The following is a 15,553-nucleotide window of genomic DNA, read 5'->3' as shown; positions in this document are numbered from 1 at the left end:
CGACCCATCGAATTCCAGGAACTTATTCTGCGTGTCGAAACGTACACCGAATTTTGGGAATGGGCTACCTTCGAAAGTCAGGGTATTGAATGTGATTTCATACTTGCCGTCTTCACCGTAACCTGTGTTTTCAAAGCCAATATTCTTGGTGGCATTGAGGACAATTTTTCCATTGTCCATACCAAATTTCAGTTCATTGCCCTGCAAATAAGGATTACCTGTTCCATCGGAATAAGCTGGTGCTACGATAGATGCTTCCATGTCGAGTGGGAAAGCCTCACGTGCTTTGTATTCATATTCTTTACCTGGAACGGGAGTCATGGTATATTCCTTGCCATTGGCAGCCACAAGTTTCAATGTTTGATATTTTGGACGCTCTATAGCAACGGTCATTTCTTTACTGTCATTGCTGAAACGTTCATTTTGGATGCGCAGTATAACCTTTGCTTCTCCGTCAGGCGTGTTTTTCTGGTAGGGAGCCAGCACTTTTCCACTGTATTTTCCGTCGGCTTTCAGACTGTAGAAGGCTTCGGATACCATTTCTTCTCCATAATAGAGCTGAACTTTGGCCTGGTTGATTTTCACGCCTCCGCTCTTCACCTCAAAGTCGAAGGTGATACTATCGCCCATGTAGGCTTTTTCAGTGCCTGCAAAGGATACGATAGTCGAGCTGCCATGATCATCGAACTGGTCAATCTCATCTTTGCATGATGTCATAGCTATAAGGCTGAGTGCCATCATGCCGAGCAAAAATCGATTTCTCATAATTTATAAATTTAAAATTAAAAAAGTGATTTATTATGTTTGAATCTCTGTTATTTCCACTTGAAAGAGTTTACTGAGCGCGGCTGCAGAGTGCAACTTGCCGAGTGCTTCTTACCGGCGTCATCGGGGGCGGTAAGTACAATGTTCTTGTCTGAACTGCTTTTGTTGATGATGACGAAGGCATAACTTCCGTCTGTATTCTTGAAAGCACTGTAGGCTATGTCATTGTCTGTGTAGCCGCTTGTACCAATTCGTATGGCACCGGGTCTTACCACTGCCGACAGGTGGCAGATCATATAGTAGTGCGAGTTCATGTAGATAGTTTTAAGATCACTCATGTTTAGGTCTACAGCCCCGAAGCAGGTTTGACATCCGCCGGGGCGGTTAGGTTGTCCACCATTGTTACTGGGTATGCTTCCGTTGAAGTCTGTTTCAAGCATCAGGTTCCAGATGGTCACTGCACTGCAATAGTTATTGATGGTGCCTATACCGATACTTTCCATATTAGAAAGGAGAGTTTTGGTCAAGTCGTGTCCGTTATTCCAGGTGCCGATAGACGATTCTGTGAAAATCAGGTCCTTCTCAGGAGCTCGTTGGTAGACGTTGAGCAGTTCGCTGCGATTACCTCCATAGTCATGGTAGGCTGCTCCTGCTATATACTTAGCGGCTTCGGAATCGTTGTATATCTGGTAGGGATAACCGTTTTGGTCGCTTTTGTTATCATAATTGTAGTTGTGGTCGTAAGCGTATATTTTGGTGGAAAGTCCAGCAGCCTCAAAAGCAGGACCCAGTACTTTCACAAAATCACGTTGTTCTTTCCATTCCATCACCAGTGAGGCTGAGTTCTTGTTGTTGAGTGGTTCGTTCTGTATGGTGATGGCATTGATGGGAATACCAGTTGCCTGAAATGCCTGTATCCACTTCACAAAATAGGTGGCATAGTCAGCATAGTATTCGGGTTTTAGTTGTCCTGCGGTGTATTCCCGATTTTGGTAGACAGGGTATTTCCGGTAGTCTTTCATCCATAAGGGACAAGTCCAGGGTGAACCCAGTATGCGGATGTCCGGGTTGATAGCAATAATCTCCTTTAAGATAGGTATTACGTAATCTGTTTCTTCTGAAGTCAGAGCAAAGTTTTCTATACCCGGTGTGTCACAACAGGTGTATTCTTTCAAGGAGAAGTCGGAACAGCCAATGGCAATGCGTACATAGCTACATCCATAACCTTCAGTTAGCGAATAGGTTCTTTTGAGGAATGCTGTCCGATCTTCCTGTTTCATTAGTTTTAGGCAGAAAGCTGATGATCCTGTAAGTGCCGCTCCGAATCCCTGCATAGTTTGGTAGATCTGCTGTGGATTCAGTAGGATGTTTTTAGGCGACATGCTGGCTTGGGGCTCAAATTCCACGGTGGATTCTCTTAAATCATAGGTACGGGTGTCAGTGGTAGTAAGCATGTAGGCTTGTAGACCACTAGGGGAGGGTGGAGTTTCACCGCCGGGCGTTTCGGGGAAGTCTGTTTCATTGTGGTCCGATCCGCATGCACTACCGTTGACCAGTAGGCCGAAAAGAAACACATAAGTGAATAGTCTTTTGTTTTTCATGTTAGTACGACTTATATAGGTTTAACAAAATGGTTTTATCCGCTGCAAATATATGCGTATGATAAGGGTGTTTCCTAAAAATACACTACTTCAAAACTTTCTCATTCATTGGTTTTAACTACATCAGAACTTTCTCTTGGATTAATTATTTTGTTGATAATTAAATGTTTATTATAATAATATGGCTACATCTAAAAAATAATTCTTTTATTTGTAGGTAAAATACCTTATCTTTGTTTTCAAAGAATAAAACGTTAACTGCTATGAAACGAAAAGACCTCCTGTTTTATATTCTTCTTCTTTTGATATCTATTCCTGTAAGTGCCGGATGGCAACGTCCGGTGACAAATTATACCCGGCATACATATAAAGCCGGCAATCAGAATTGGAGTATTCAGCAGCATGATAACGGTTGGATATATATAGCTAACAACAAAGGCTTATTGGAATTTGACGGTGTGGAGTGGAATACATATCCGATTCATAATGCCAAAACACGTGCTGTGAAAGTGGGACATGACGGGCGGATTTATATCGGTGGAATGGAGCAATTTGGCTATTTTACTCCAAATCGTCTTGGTGGGTTGGAGTATACTTGCCTTTCTGACAGTTTATCTCCCAATGTGAATGTCGGAGTCATCTGGAATATCTTATTGGACGGAGAACGGGTGTATTTTCAATCGGACCGTCGTTTCTTTTATTGGGAAGAGGGCATTGTGAAGAAAATAGATTATTCTTCAGAGATTTACACTTCGTTTATCTTGCGTAACAAACTGTATATTACTTCTGCCGAAGGATTGCTAATGTTGAATGGAGCAGAGTTTATACCCGTTCTTGGTCCTTTGGGGATAGGAGCGACTGTCAAAGTCGGTGGATTGTTACCTCATCAGGACAGTTTGTTGATGGTAACCCGGGATAACGGATTATTTATTTACGATGGCACTGTTTTTAAGAAATATAATACTGTAGCCGAGGACTTTTGCCGTAAAAATAGAGTTTTCTGTGCTGCATTGCAAGATTCGTTGTTGGCGTTGGGCACTATCCAGGGTGGAGTTTGTCTTTTAAATCTGAAGACGAATGAGATGGAAATCATATCTACGGAAAATGGCTTGCAGAACAAAACTGTGTTGAGTATGCTGTTTGATAAGACTGGCAACCTATGGCTCGGGTTGGATAATGGGATTGACTGCATTCATTTGAAAGCAAGGCTTGCTTCACTTTATGGAGGTAAACCTGTGATTGGTTCGGGATATGCATCTTGTAGTTATCAGGGTAAGTACTATTTCGCAACGAATCAGGGGTTGTATCGCTCTACTCTCCCAGGGCAGTTAAACCAGAGAAATCCCATAGACTTCGTACCGGGTACAGGAGGTCAGATGTGGTCACTTCACCAATATGACGATAAGTTGTTCTGTTGTTCGGATAATGGTATCTTTATTATGGATGGAGATCATATGGAACATCTCAACAATCCCAAAGGAGTATGGGGAATTGTATCGGTGGATGACCGTAAGGATGTGTTGATTGCAGGCACTTATAGTGGACTGTATTTGCTCATGAAGAGAGGGATGAGTTGGAGGGTAGAAAGCTATATAGAGGGGTTTACCCGTTCGTGCAAAGATATGTTGATGGAAGATTCGACTCATATATTGTGGGTTGGAAATAAAGAAAATGGGGTTTGCCGTTTGACTTTGGCAGATGATTTACGAAAGGTGGAAAAGATGAAAGACTATAATAGCATCATCTTTCCACGTGGATATGATGCTTGTTTGTTGCGGGTGAAAGATGAAGTTACTATAGCTTCACATTATGGTCTGTGGCAGTATAATCGGAGCCGTGATACGCTGGAAGCATGTATTTGGCTGGAACAATTATTAGAAGGAAAGGCAGCATATACCTATATGAAGATAGATTCATTGCAAAATATCTGGTATGTAGCAGATGGCGCATTGAAAGTATTGCATTATGATGCCAATAAGCAGGAGTATCGCCGGGTAACTAATGAACAGTTCTTGAAAGGAGCATTGATAGAAAACTTTGAAGATGTAAATCTTTATAAGGCCAACAAGGTAGTGGCAGGAACAGAGGAAGGTTTTTCACTGATCACACTGGATAGCCTGCCGGTGCAACAAATGCCGTTGACATTGCAAATCAGGAAAGTCTACTTGACGGGATTGCGTGATTCGCTTATTTATGGCCGCAGTTATTTGTATGATACAGCACCGATAGTGATTCCTTATTCTCAGAATTCAATGCGAATAGAATATAGTGTAAACAACTTCAATAAGGCACACACAGTGTTATATTCTTATCAGTTAAGTACGGGTGGTGAGAAAGGAATCTGGAGTGAATACAGTGAGAATAATATGAAAGAGTTTACAGGACTGCATGAAGGAAAGTATGTATTCAGTGTGAAATTGCTTACCGACGGTAGCCAGGAATCTGTGGAAACTTCGTTTGTCTTTGAGATATTGCCGCCGTGGTATCGTACATGGTGGAGTTATCTGGTTTATTCGGTAGTGGTAGTATTGCTGTTTTATTATGTGTATTATCGTATCTCAGTAGGGCGTAAGCGCTTGTTAATGCAAAAGGAACTGGAACTCTATCGACAAGAACAAAAATTTCAAAAAGAAAGTGATCTGAAAGATCAGAAGATAGATTCACTGCAAGAAGAAAACCTACAGTCGGAATTGCGTCATAAATCGGAGGAACTGATTCGTACTACTTTGAACATCGTACGTAAGAATGAAATTCTATTGGATATAAAAAAGGAAGTGCTGGGCATTTCCCATTCCATCAGCGAAGAGAATCTGGTTTCTCTTCGTCGGAAAACACTTCGTCTGTTGGGACAGATTGATACGAACATTGAGCATGATGACGATTTACAGGCATTCCAAAGTACCTTTGATTCGGTACATCATGATTTCTTCAAAAAATTGGAAGAAGCATATCCGGAACTGAACAACAAGGAAAAGTTACTTTGTGCTTATATCAAAATGAATTTGCTTTCTAAAGAGATTGCTCCATTGTTGAATATTTCTTTGCGCGGGGTAGAAATAAGTCGTTATCGCTTGCGTAAGAAGCTGGGACTGGAAGAAGGAGCGAATCTTGCGGAATTTTTGCAGAAGTTCTCAAAATGACTTCTGCAACACAAGTAAGCTCTCAGGTCCCATGTTGAAAAGAAGATCGACGATACTCAGATTCGGCAGGAAGCCGAGACGTTCCTGGAAAACCTGATAATAAGGCCGGACTATGAAGTCCGGATCTTCTTCTTTGTAATTCTTTTTGGGATGGATACGCTCGCGGAAATCATCTTCATTGGGTGCAAAACTGCTCTGGAATGAAGTAGTACGTTCCATGTCCGGCTGTATATCTATCAGTGAACAGACCAGATGACACAGTTCTTCGTTGAAATCGACTAAAAACTCATATTTCTTCTCGTAGAAAGGTTGGAAATCATCTCTATAATATTCGAAAAAAGGAGTATGGTTATAAGCCGATGATAAAGCATTCCAGTGTAGATGACGCCAATTGCCGTGATCGGAAATGCGGATATCTTTTAGGGGACATTTCAGAGTATTGGGTTTGACGGTAGGGATGGAGAGAGCTAATTCGCCATCGGGTGCTGCAATGGTGCAACGGTTACGGTAGGTTTGCTTCACATAATGATCGTGCTGTTCGATAAAGATTTTATCGTATGCCACCAACTTGGCGTAATATTCTACGGGTGCCAGATAGGCGGAAGAGAGGTATATGGTTTTCATGAGATAATTGGTTCTTCGCAATTTGTAATTTATACTTCGTAATTAGTAATTCGTACTTCATTTATCTTACCGTTTTCCACATTCTTTTCCAACGATAACCATTGAACAATCCTGTTTCTGTCTTTTTGGAAAACCAGATGAGCGAAGCTTTACCGATGATGTGGTCTTTGGGTACAAAGCCAAATAAGCGGGAATCAGAGAGATTGATAGAGTTATTAGCCCCTACCCAGTAGTAATCCTTGGTGAAATAGCAATGCTGTACAGGCTTCCCGTCAATGTACAAAGTATCGTTCTTTATTTCAGCTTGTTTATTCTCATGCAGTACAAGTGTGTTGCGTAGTAAAGTACGGTTCCACGGATATACACGCACCGGTTTACCTTTGCCGGGAACGATCAACGGGCGCAGGGCTTCTATGGAGTCTCCTTCATTCAGTAACTTTATCCAGCAATTGCCATTCATAGCCTGTTCCAGCAGATAATATTCATAACGGCTGAAGCTACGTACATTTTTTATGCTATCTTGTCCCATCAGGTGGTTGTTGCATATGGACAATAGTGTAAGTAATGAATCCAGCTGTTTTTCTTTTTCTCGTGGATAAGTATATAAAAACTTCTGGTCGGGAGCGTTTTTTTCTGATGGAATTACGGAGAACAGGGAGTCTATCAATAAGGTATCTCCTGGTACGCCGATGCATCGACTGATGAATGTTTCGCGCCGGGAAATAACAGGTTCTGACAGATTAGCCGGATTATTGAAAACAATGATATCCTCTTTTTGTACAGGGCTGTCTGCCCAACGGTGATAATTCCACAATGCCATAAGGGGAAGACGCAGACCGTAACTCCATTTATTTACCAGAATACGCTCTCCCTGAAATAAGGAATTCTCCATACCCGAAGAAGGAATAAGATAGGAAGTCATAACACAACCCCGAAGTAACACCACAACGAGTATTATTCCGATGATTGCTCCCGTTATTTTCCAAGCCTTATTCATGTCGAAATTAATAATTAAAGAATTAATAATGAATACGTTCTCACCTATTTCATTATTAATTCTTTCATTCTTTCATTTGGTATCATTTTACCCACTTGAATATCCGGTTCCAACGGATTTTTCCATCAAACCAACCACGATCCTTATCGAGTGATAACCAGACAACAATTGGCTTACCTACAACATGATCTTCCGGCACGAAACCCCACGAACGGGCATCGGCTGAGTTGTGGCGGTTATCGCCCATCATCCAGTAATAATCCATTTTGAAGGTATATTCGTCCGTCTTCTTGCCATTAATATAGATGCCGTCTTCTTTTACTTCCAGTGTATTACCTTCATAAGCTCTGATAGGGCGTTCGTAGATCGGTAGATTGTCCTCAGTCAGCTTGATGGTGGCACCTTTTTTCGGTATCCAGATCGGGCCGTAGTTGTTGCGGTCCCATTTGGTGTAAAGGTTCAACGGATACATTTGGCCGGAGAATATTTCCGGTTCCATAACGATGCTGCTGACGAGTTTCTTATTGGCAGACAGGGTTTCATACATTTTCTTCGTCAGTGGTAAGTCATAGGCCGGAGCCAGGCGACCTTGTGCGTCACGGTGAGTCAAGCCCATTTCCATTAATAAACCTTCGTTGCTGATTAATGTTTGGTCGTCCTTGCTGATACCCAATTCGCGGAACATATCTTCAGTGATGTATGGTCCTGTAGTCTGTACGAAGTAGTTGAGCTGCATTTCTTCAGGGTTTTCGAGCGGTTTGCCATCGATATATACCTGTGCATCTTTGATTTCCAGTGTGTCTCCGGGTAAGCCAACGCAGCGCTTTACGTAATTTTCCCGGCGGTCTACGGGGCGGACAACGATATCACCGTACATCTTGGGATTGGAACGTATCAGATTTCTTCCGGCATTATAATACAGATCGTAGACAGTGCGTTGTTGCTTGCGCGTCAAACTGTCCATATTTACCGGATTCGGATAGAGGCGTTGTCCTTCGTTGTAGGCAAGGGTGTAGAAATCCGTTTGCTGGAAGTTAGTGGCTACGGTGTCTCCGGCAGGGAAGTTGAATACTACGATATCATTCCGTTTCACTTTACCCAGACCCGGAACACGTTTATAGTCCCACTGGGGCCACTCGATGTATGATTTTGTATTCACTAGCGGCAAGGTGTGTTGTGCTAATGGCATAGACAGTGGTGTGTTTGGCACACGCGGACCATAACTCAACTTGCTGACATAAAGATAATCGCCTACCAGCAAAGATTTCTCCAGAGAAGAAGAAGGTATCTGATAGTTCTGAAATACATAGATGTTGACGAAATAAACAGCTACCAGTGCAAACACGATAGCATCTACCCAACTCATAACACTGCGTACAGCCAGATTCTCTGATTTCTTCCAGAAGCCCCAGGGAATTTTCTTGCTGATGTAGATGTCGAAGATGAAAGGTAGGACAATCAGCCCCAACCAGCTTTTTACCCATATCAGGAAAGCGAGGTAAAGCACGGTGACGATTGCGAATTTAACCCATTGGGCGCGAGTAGCTTTTCTCATTATTATATTATTTTTGTTGTTCACCACAGATTTTGTTGTTCACCACAGATAACACAGATTCACACAGATTTTTTTTAATACTAAAATTTAATTCTGCTCTCTTTCATCTGTGTGAGTCTGTGTAATCTGTGGTGAAGCGTGTTTATTATTTTAAGAATGGGAACAAGTCACTCATTCCCAGATAACCTTGCTTGTCAGCAGTATATTCGGCAGCAAGAACGGCACCCAGTGCAAAACCTTTTCGATTTTTGGCATCGTGTGTCAGGATGATGCTGTCTGCTTCCGACTCGTAACGGATCACATGAATGCCCGGTACTTCACCTTCGCGGATGGAGTTGACAGGAATTTCATCTGCTGCACATTCGGCAGAACCGGAAACACTTCCGTCCGGTGCCTGCAAAGTTCCCTTCACCCAATGATCTTTACGGTCGATATTTTCCAGAATTTCTTCGGCAAGCGTGATGGCCGTACCGCTTGGTGCATCCAGTTTATGAATATGGTGTGTCTCGCTCATCGTCACGTCGTAGGCAGGAAACTGGTTCATAATCTTTGCCAGATACTTATTCACGGCAGAGAAGATGGTCACGCCCAAGCTGAAATTGGATGCCCAGAACAGCGTTTTACCTCCTTGGGTACAAAGTTTCTTGATTTCCTCACCGTGTTTGTCCATCCATCCGGTACTGCCGGAAACCAACTTCACTCCGGCTTCGAAGGTTTTTATATAATTGGAGTAGGCTACCATAGGATTTGTGAATTCTATGGCAACGTCTGCGCTCTTGAAAGCGTCCGAGTTAAAATCCTCCTGGTTGTTTACGTCGATGATGCTGACAATCTCGTGTCCGCGACTGAGGGCAATCTTTTCGATTTCCTTACCCATTTTACCGTAACCGATTAATGCTATTTTCATTCTTTCTTCTGATTAAATTCACTTTATCAACGTTCTATAGGTCGCAAAGATAATCTTTTTCTTACATTTGTTGCGTACATTAACTTCTTGTTAACAATGGAACTACTATTGCATTATGTCTGGAAGCATAAAATCTTTCCGTTAAAGATGCTCCAGACCACCACCGGCGAACCGGTTGAAGTGATAGATGCCGGACTACCGAACACAAACGCAGGCCCCGACTTCTTCAATGCCAAACTAAAAATTGGCGGTACCCTTTGGGTGGGAAACATCGAAGTGCATACGTTGGCATCCGATTGGATGAGGCATGGTCACGATAAAGATGCAGCTTATGACAATGTCATTCTGCACGTAGCGGAAACTGTAGATTGCGAAGTGTTTCGTGCAAACGGAGCACCGGTGCCACAACTGCAACTATCCTGTCCTGAATCTGTTCGTCAGCGTTATGATGAACTGAGTCATGCGGAAATCTATCCTCCTTGTTATTCCATATTGTCTTCTCTTCCGAAACTAACAGTCCATTCCTGGCTTTCTGCTTTGCAGGTAGAACGTTTCGAGCAGAAAGCCCATGTGATTGCCGCCCGGTTGGAGCGATGCAATAATCATTGGGAAGATGTATTCTTTATCACCTTGGCCCGCAACTTTGGTTTCGGGCTGAATGGGGATGCCTTTGAAGCATGGGCCAGTCGTCTGCCTTTTCGTGCGATAGATAAGCACCGGGATAATCTCTTTCAAGTAGAAGCCTTCTTTTTGGGGCAAGCCGGGCTGCTGGATGAAGAACTGCCGGATGCAGACGGGTATTATCTGAAGTTGCAGAAGGAATTTCGCTACTTGCAACATAAGTTTGAACTGCCTGTTCCGATGGCTGCTACTCAATGGCGCTTTCTTCGCTTACGTCCGGGTAATTTTCCTCATGTCCGCTTGGCGCAGTTGGCAAATCTTTATTATAAAGAGCAGTCCTTATTCTCCCGTATTATGGAAGCGGATACGCTGGAAGCTGTCCGGAAACTACTGACTGTCGCTACCTCTCCGTATTGGGAAGAGCATTTCAATTTCCGGAAAGTCTCTTCCTCCTGTGAAAAACAAGTGGGAAAGAATGCCCAGAACCTGATTGTTATTAATACTGTCATCCCTTTTTTATATGCTTATGGCTTGCATAAGGCGAATGAAGAGCTTTGCGAACGGGCTACGGGCTTTCTAGAAAGTCTGAAAGCGGAGGATAATCATATCATCCGCCACTGGAGTGTGGCAGGACTACCTGTATCTACTGCTGCTGATTCGCAGGCTTTGTTGCAGCTTCAGAAAGAGTATTGCGATAAGAAAGACTGCTTACGCTGTCGTTTTGGGTTTGAGTATCTGAGGCAGAAATGAAACATATGATGAAGGGTTACATGATAAGGGTGCAGGGATCTATATATCGGATATGTTGCATCTATATATCGGATATGTTGCATCTATATATCGGACGCGTTGCATCTATATATCGGTCATGCTGCATCTATAGATGGGACATGCTGCATCTATAGATCCAACACCACCGTATAATATTCTTTTTCCTTTTTATCTCAAATCTGCGGATTTGCATTATCTTTGCGCCTGATTAATAAACCCTTTGACATTGTAACTAAATGAAGGCAATTCACTTTGTATTTTGTCTTTTCGCGGTACTTATGCTGACGACTACGAATGGTCATGCTGCCGCAGCTAATGAGGACTTCCAGACATTCCTCAAGAAATTTACTTCCAGTGCTTCTTTCCAGTATTCCCGTATCAAGTTTCCGTTGAAAACTCCCATAGCCTTGTTAGAGGAAGACGGTGAGACGGAGAAGACTTTTCCGTTTACACGTGATAAGTGGGCGTTGCTGGGTGAAGATGCGTTTAAAGAAGAACGTATCACAGACGAAGAGGGCGGAGTTTATGTCTCCCGGTTTACCGTGAACAACCCCAAGCATAAAGAGTTTGAGGCTGGCTATGATGAGTCGGAAGCTTCCCTTCGCGTAGTGTTCGAACTGATTGACGGGAAGTGGTACGTTACCGATTGCTATACTGACTGGTATAATTTCGATCTTCCTATCAGTGAACTGCCGGAAACCATCACTACGATAGAAGAGGAGAATAAAGCGTTTGAGGAGATGCATCCTTAAATTACTAAAATATACCTTTTCTGTACGATTTATGTGTCATTTTCTCTAAAAAGTACCGTTTCTTTGCAATGTGGAAATATTGTAAACGAAACTAATACCGGAAATGACACATTCATCTTTCATACAAATTCTGTGGAAATGTCTTTTTCTTTTCCTGCCCTGTACCGTATTGGCACAGGATCGGCTCTCATTGGGCCATTGGATAGCCGAAGACCAGTCGGGAATAATGGACTTCACCATTCGTGAAGATACTCTTGAATTGATTGTCCCCGAAGGACTTACTTTATGGTATAAAGATCGCCTGACCGGCGATTACGAGATCAGTTACCATATCTGTATGGTAATGAATGGCGGTAAACACGACCGTCTGAGTGATATGAACTGCTTCTGGGCTGCAAACGACCCGAAACATCCCGGCAAACTCTTGGCCCGTTCCACTTGGCGAAACGGTGTCTTCCGCAACTATAATACATTGAACCTTTTTTATGTAGGCTATGGTGGTAATGATAATACCACTACCCGTTTTCGTCGTTACTACGGTCAGTTTTATGATGTAGACGAGGCCCGTATCAAACCTCTGATTAAAGAATATACCGACCCGGCTCATCTGTTGAAACCTAATCAATGGTATTATATTCAGATCCGCGTTCAGGACAATTGTACAACTTTTCTTGTAGATGGTGAGGAACTTTTCCGTCTGCCTCTCGAAGCCGGTGCAGGCGATGGACATTTTGGCTTACGCCTTCTTCAAAATCATGTCCGCTTCACGAATTTCCGTATCGAACACTTGAATTAACTCTATTAATATTCTCATACCATGATGACGAAACTTAATCTGATGAATCCTATTCTTGCCGCTGTATGCACTGCACTGTTTTCTTTCAGCCTGTCGGCACAGGTTGTAAAGAATGACCGGTTGCTCTCTTTTGAACAACCTGAACTTCCTGCCGGGCTGAGCGCTACGAAGGCCACGCTTGGCATTAGCGACCAACATTATAAAGATGGTACGCATAGTTTGCGCTGGACGTTTGAACCCGGTTCTGTACTAACCCTTCAGCGTGATCTGAAGTTTGAGAAGAAAGACCCTACCGGAAAAGACACTTATCTTTCCGCTTTTATAGTTTGGGTGTACAATGCAAAGGCTCAGGATACTACTATTGAGTTTGAATTCCTGAAAGATGGAAAGAAGTGTACTTCCTTTCCTTTCGGTATTAACTTCACCGGCTGGCGTGCTGCGTGGGTCTGCTACGAGCGCGATATGCAAGGCACTCCTGAACCCGGGATGAATGAACTGCGTATCGTTGCACCTGATGTAAAGGGAGAGTTGTTCATCGACCATCTGATAACTGCCAGTAAAGTGGATGCCCGTCAGCAAACAGCTGATGTGCAGGTGCCTTTCGTTAATAAAGGAACCACCAACCATTGGCTGGTGATTTATGAACACTCCCTGTGGAAACCGGAAATAGCCCTTACTCCGGTTAGCGAGAAAGACAGACAAGATATGCAGTTGATGGAGAAACGTTTCCGCGATATGCTTTATACTCCTTCTAAACTGACAGAAAAAGAAATGAAAAGTATCCGTAAGAAATATGATTTCTATGGGATTACTTATAAGGACGGTGTTGTAAGCGGGCTGCCCATTTTTATGGTACGCCAGGCTGAAGCTTACGAACGTATGTATCCCAACTGGGACAAAGGCATGTTCACCAAGTTAGGGATGGAAATGAGTGAGTATTTCAATCTGATGCGCCGGATAGCCTATGCCTATAACAACGCTTCGGATGCTGTGGCAAAGGATGAGCTGAAACAGAAGTTCCTGGCGATGTACGACCACATCACCGATCAGGGAGTAGCTTATGGCAGTTGTTGGGGAAATATCCATCATTACGGATACAGTATGCGCGGTTTGTATGTGGCCTATTTCCTGATGAAAGATGTATTGAGAGAAGCCGGAAAGCTGAACGAAGCGGAACGTACTTTGCGCTGGTATGCCATCACCAATGAAGTATATCCTAAACCCACGGTTAATGGCATTGATATAGATACTTTCAATACGCAGACGCAGGGGCGTATGGCAAGTATCCTGATTATGGAAGATACTCCTGAGAAACTTCAATATCTTCGTTCTTTCTCCCGTTGGATAGATTATGGTTGCCGCCCGGCAGTTGGATTGGCCGGTTCTTTCAAAAAAGACGGTGCTTGTTTCCATCATCGTAATAACTACCCGGCTTATGCGGTCGGCGGTCTGGATGGTGCCACGAATATGATTTATCTGTTGAGCGGAACAGGATTCAAAGTATCTGAAATAGCGCACGAAACAGTAAAGAATGTATTGCTCACTATGCGTTTCTATTGTAATACCAAGCAATGGGCTCTTTCCATGTCAGGGCGTCATCCCAATGGAAAGGGACAGTTGATACCTATACAATATGCTACTTTGGCATTGGCTGGCACTCCCGATGGAAAACAAAAATACGATCCTGAACTGGCTGCTGCTTATCTGCGTCTGGTTTCTTATACGGAAACTCCTGATAAGAATTCTCCTGATTATCTACCGAAAGCATCTACTGCCCATGAACAGAAATTGAAACAACTATTTGAAGCACAGGGATTCCGCCCCGAACCCGATCCGCAAGGTAATTTGGCGTTAGGGTACGGCTGCGTTTCAGTACAGCGCCGGGATAATTGGGCTGCTGTGGTACGTGGGCATTCCCGTTACCTTTGGGCAGCCGAACATTATCTAGATGCTAATTTCTTCGGTCGCTACCTGGCCCACGGAAGTATGCAGATATTGACCGGAAAACCCGATGAAATGGTTACTTTTACAACCAGTGGTTGGCAGGAAGCAGGCTTCGACTGGAACCGTTTTCCCGGTACGACGACTATTCATTTGCCATTCGATCAGCTTCGTGCCAAAGTGATGAATGTAGATACTTTCTCAGGTATGGAAGAAATGCTTTATTCCGACGAGGCTTTTGCAGGCGGTTTGTCTCAGGCGAAATTAAATGGTAACTTCGGCATGAAGCTTCACGAGCATGACAAGTACAACGGTTCACACCGTGCCCGTAAATCTTATCACTTCTTCAATGGAATGATCGTATGTCTGGGAACGGATATTGAGAATACAAATGAAGAGTTCCCGACAGAAACTACCGTTTTCCAGTTGGCAGCCACTACTCCCGAAATGCATGATTACTGGGCAACTTATAAAAGTGACGGACAGACCTATATCGATCCTAACGGAGTAGGATATTATCTGTCGAAAAACTCGATGAAAGCGGCGAAATATGAAAGGAATTTCCCACAAGTTACCGTAGGTGAACGTAATCCGAAACCTACTTCCGGTGATTGGGTTTCATTGGTATTAGAGCATGGAAAAGCTCCGAAAGGTGCTTCCTATGAATATGCTGTCTTGCCCCGTACGGATGCAGCTTCCTTGAAAGCTTTCGCAAAGAAACCGTCTTACAAGGTATTGCAACAGGACCGCAATGCTCATATCGTTCGTTCTCTGACTGATAACCTGACTTCATATGTACTTTTTGAAACACCACAGGCATTGCCCGGGGAGGGATTGCTACAGAAAGCTGATACTTCCTGCCTCGTCATGATACGTGAAGACAGAGATAAGCTCTTATTGACCGTTTCCCAACCGGATCTGGCACTATATCGAGGTCCGAGCGATGAGGCTTTTGACAAGGATGGCAAACGTATGGAACGCAGTATCTATTCGCGTCCCTGGATTGATAATGATAGTGGTGAAATACCAGTAACCGTTACTTTAAAGGGTGAATGGAATGTTGCAGAAACTCCTTATTGCAAA

Annotated in this window: 11 protein-coding genes; 5 read left to right on the top strand and 6 right to left on the bottom strand. The window is 43.3% G+C overall.

The features are described 5' to 3' along the window. Both BACCELL_RS25980 and BACCELL_RS07335 read right to left on the bottom strand, forming a co-directional pair. On the bottom strand, positions 1-765 hold a 765-nt coding region (locus BACCELL_RS25980), incomplete at its 3' end, for a DUF5016 domain-containing protein (protein WP_007211028.1). Between the two features lie 50 nt (positions 766-815). Then, positions 816-2,366 (bottom strand): endo-1,6-beta-glucanase, encoded by a 1,551-nt coding sequence (locus tag BACCELL_RS07335; RefSeq protein ID WP_007211027.1) that lies wholly within the window; start codon positions 2,364-2,366, stop codon positions 816-818. Between the two features lie 263 nt (positions 2,367-2,629). Between BACCELL_RS07335 and BACCELL_RS07330 the strand changes: the two genes are divergently transcribed. Further along, the gene (locus BACCELL_RS07330) at positions 2,630-5,506 is read left to right on the top strand and encodes a ligand-binding sensor domain-containing protein (protein WP_007211026.1); all 2,877 of its coding nucleotides are present in this window, start codon (positions 2,630-2,632) and stop codon (positions 5,504-5,506) included. Here the strand turns inward: BACCELL_RS07330 and BACCELL_RS07325 are convergent. The 4 genes from BACCELL_RS07325 to dapB form a co-directional block, all read right to left on the bottom strand. After that, the gene (locus BACCELL_RS07325; RefSeq protein ID WP_007211025.1) at positions 5,498-6,130 is read right to left on the bottom strand and encodes a WbqC family protein; all 633 of its coding nucleotides are present in this window, start codon (positions 6,128-6,130) and stop codon (positions 5,498-5,500) included. The two genes, BACCELL_RS07330 and BACCELL_RS07325, sit on opposite strands and share 9 nt — an antisense overlap. Positions 6,131-6,191: 61 nt before the next feature. After that, entirely contained in the window at positions 6,192-7,127 is a 936-nt protein-coding gene (gene lepB / locus BACCELL_RS07320; protein ID WP_007211024.1) for a signal peptidase I, read from the bottom strand. Positions 7,128-7,209: 82 nt separating this feature from the next. After that, positions 7,210-8,682, bottom strand: a complete 1,473-nt coding sequence (gene lepB, locus BACCELL_RS07315) for a signal peptidase I (RefSeq protein ID WP_007211023.1) — start codon at positions 8,680-8,682, stop codon at positions 7,210-7,212. A gap of 145 nt (positions 8,683-8,827) precedes the next feature. After that, a complete protein-coding gene (gene dapB, locus BACCELL_RS07310; protein ID WP_007211022.1) occupies positions 8,828-9,589 on the bottom strand; it encodes a 4-hydroxy-tetrahydrodipicolinate reductase in 762 nt (253 codons plus the stop codon). Positions 9,590-9,685: 96 nt separating this feature from the next. Between dapB and BACCELL_RS07305 the strand changes: the two genes are divergently transcribed. The 4 genes from BACCELL_RS07305 to BACCELL_RS07290 form a co-directional block, all read left to right on the top strand. After that, positions 9,686-10,960, top strand: coding sequence for a DUF2851 family protein (locus BACCELL_RS07305; protein ID WP_007211021.1), 1,275 nt, complete (start codon positions 9,686-9,688; stop codon positions 10,958-10,960). A 257-nt stretch (positions 10,961-11,217) separates the two neighbouring features. Then, positions 11,218-11,733, top strand: coding sequence for a hypothetical protein (locus BACCELL_RS07300; protein ID WP_007211020.1), 516 nt, complete (start codon positions 11,218-11,220; stop codon positions 11,731-11,733). A 103-nt stretch (positions 11,734-11,836) separates the two neighbouring features. Continuing rightward, on the top strand, positions 11,837-12,529 hold the full coding sequence (locus BACCELL_RS07295; protein ID WP_007211019.1) for a DUF6250 domain-containing protein: 693 nt from the start codon (positions 11,837-11,839) through the stop codon (positions 12,527-12,529). Positions 12,530-12,571: 42 nt separating this feature from the next. Then, positions 12,572-15,553, top strand: a 2,982-nt coding sequence (locus BACCELL_RS07290; RefSeq protein WP_044153476.1) for a chondroitinase family polysaccharide lyase, incomplete at its 3' end; no start/stop codon positions are given.

Origin of the sequence: Bacteroides cellulosilyticus DSM 14838 (genome assembly GCF_000158035.1) — a bacterium.
Taxonomy (GTDB): Bacteria; Bacteroidota; Bacteroidia; order Bacteroidales; family Bacteroidaceae; genus Bacteroides; species Bacteroides cellulosilyticus.
Note: the sequence above shows the minus strand (reverse complement) of the source record. Positions and strands in the feature narration are given on the sequence as shown.

What these genes read in the sequence shown, in the direction of transcription:
- BACCELL_RS07295 (WP_007211019.1), top strand. Translation starts at nt 11,837, where the DNA reads ATGACACATTCATCTTTCATACAAATTCTGTGGAAATGTCTTTTTCTT.
- BACCELL_RS07305 (WP_007211021.1), top strand. Translation starts at nt 9,686, where the DNA reads ATGGAACTACTATTGCATTATGTCTGGAAGCATAAAATCTTTCCGTTA.
- BACCELL_RS07335 (WP_007211027.1), bottom strand. Translation starts at nt 2,366, where the DNA reads ATGAAAAACAAAAGACTATTCACTTATGTGTTTCTTTTCGGCCTACTG.
- lepB (WP_007211024.1), bottom strand. Translation starts at nt 7,127, where the DNA reads ATGAATAAGGCTTGGAAAATAACGGGAGCAATCATCGGAATAATACTC.
- lepB (WP_007211023.1), bottom strand. Translation starts at nt 8,682, where the DNA reads ATGAGAAAAGCTACTCGCGCCCAATGGGTTAAATTCGCAATCGTCACC.
- BACCELL_RS07330 (WP_007211026.1), top strand. Translation starts at nt 2,630, where the DNA reads ATGAAACGAAAAGACCTCCTGTTTTATATTCTTCTTCTTTTGATATCT.
- dapB (WP_007211022.1), bottom strand. Translation starts at nt 9,589, where the DNA reads ATGAAAATAGCATTAATCGGTTACGGTAAAATGGGTAAGGAAATCGAA.
- BACCELL_RS07300 (WP_007211020.1), top strand. Translation starts at nt 11,218, where the DNA reads ATGAAGGCAATTCACTTTGTATTTTGTCTTTTCGCGGTACTTATGCTG.
- BACCELL_RS07325 (WP_007211025.1), bottom strand. Translation starts at nt 6,130, where the DNA reads ATGAAAACCATATACCTCTCTTCCGCCTATCTGGCACCCGTAGAATAT.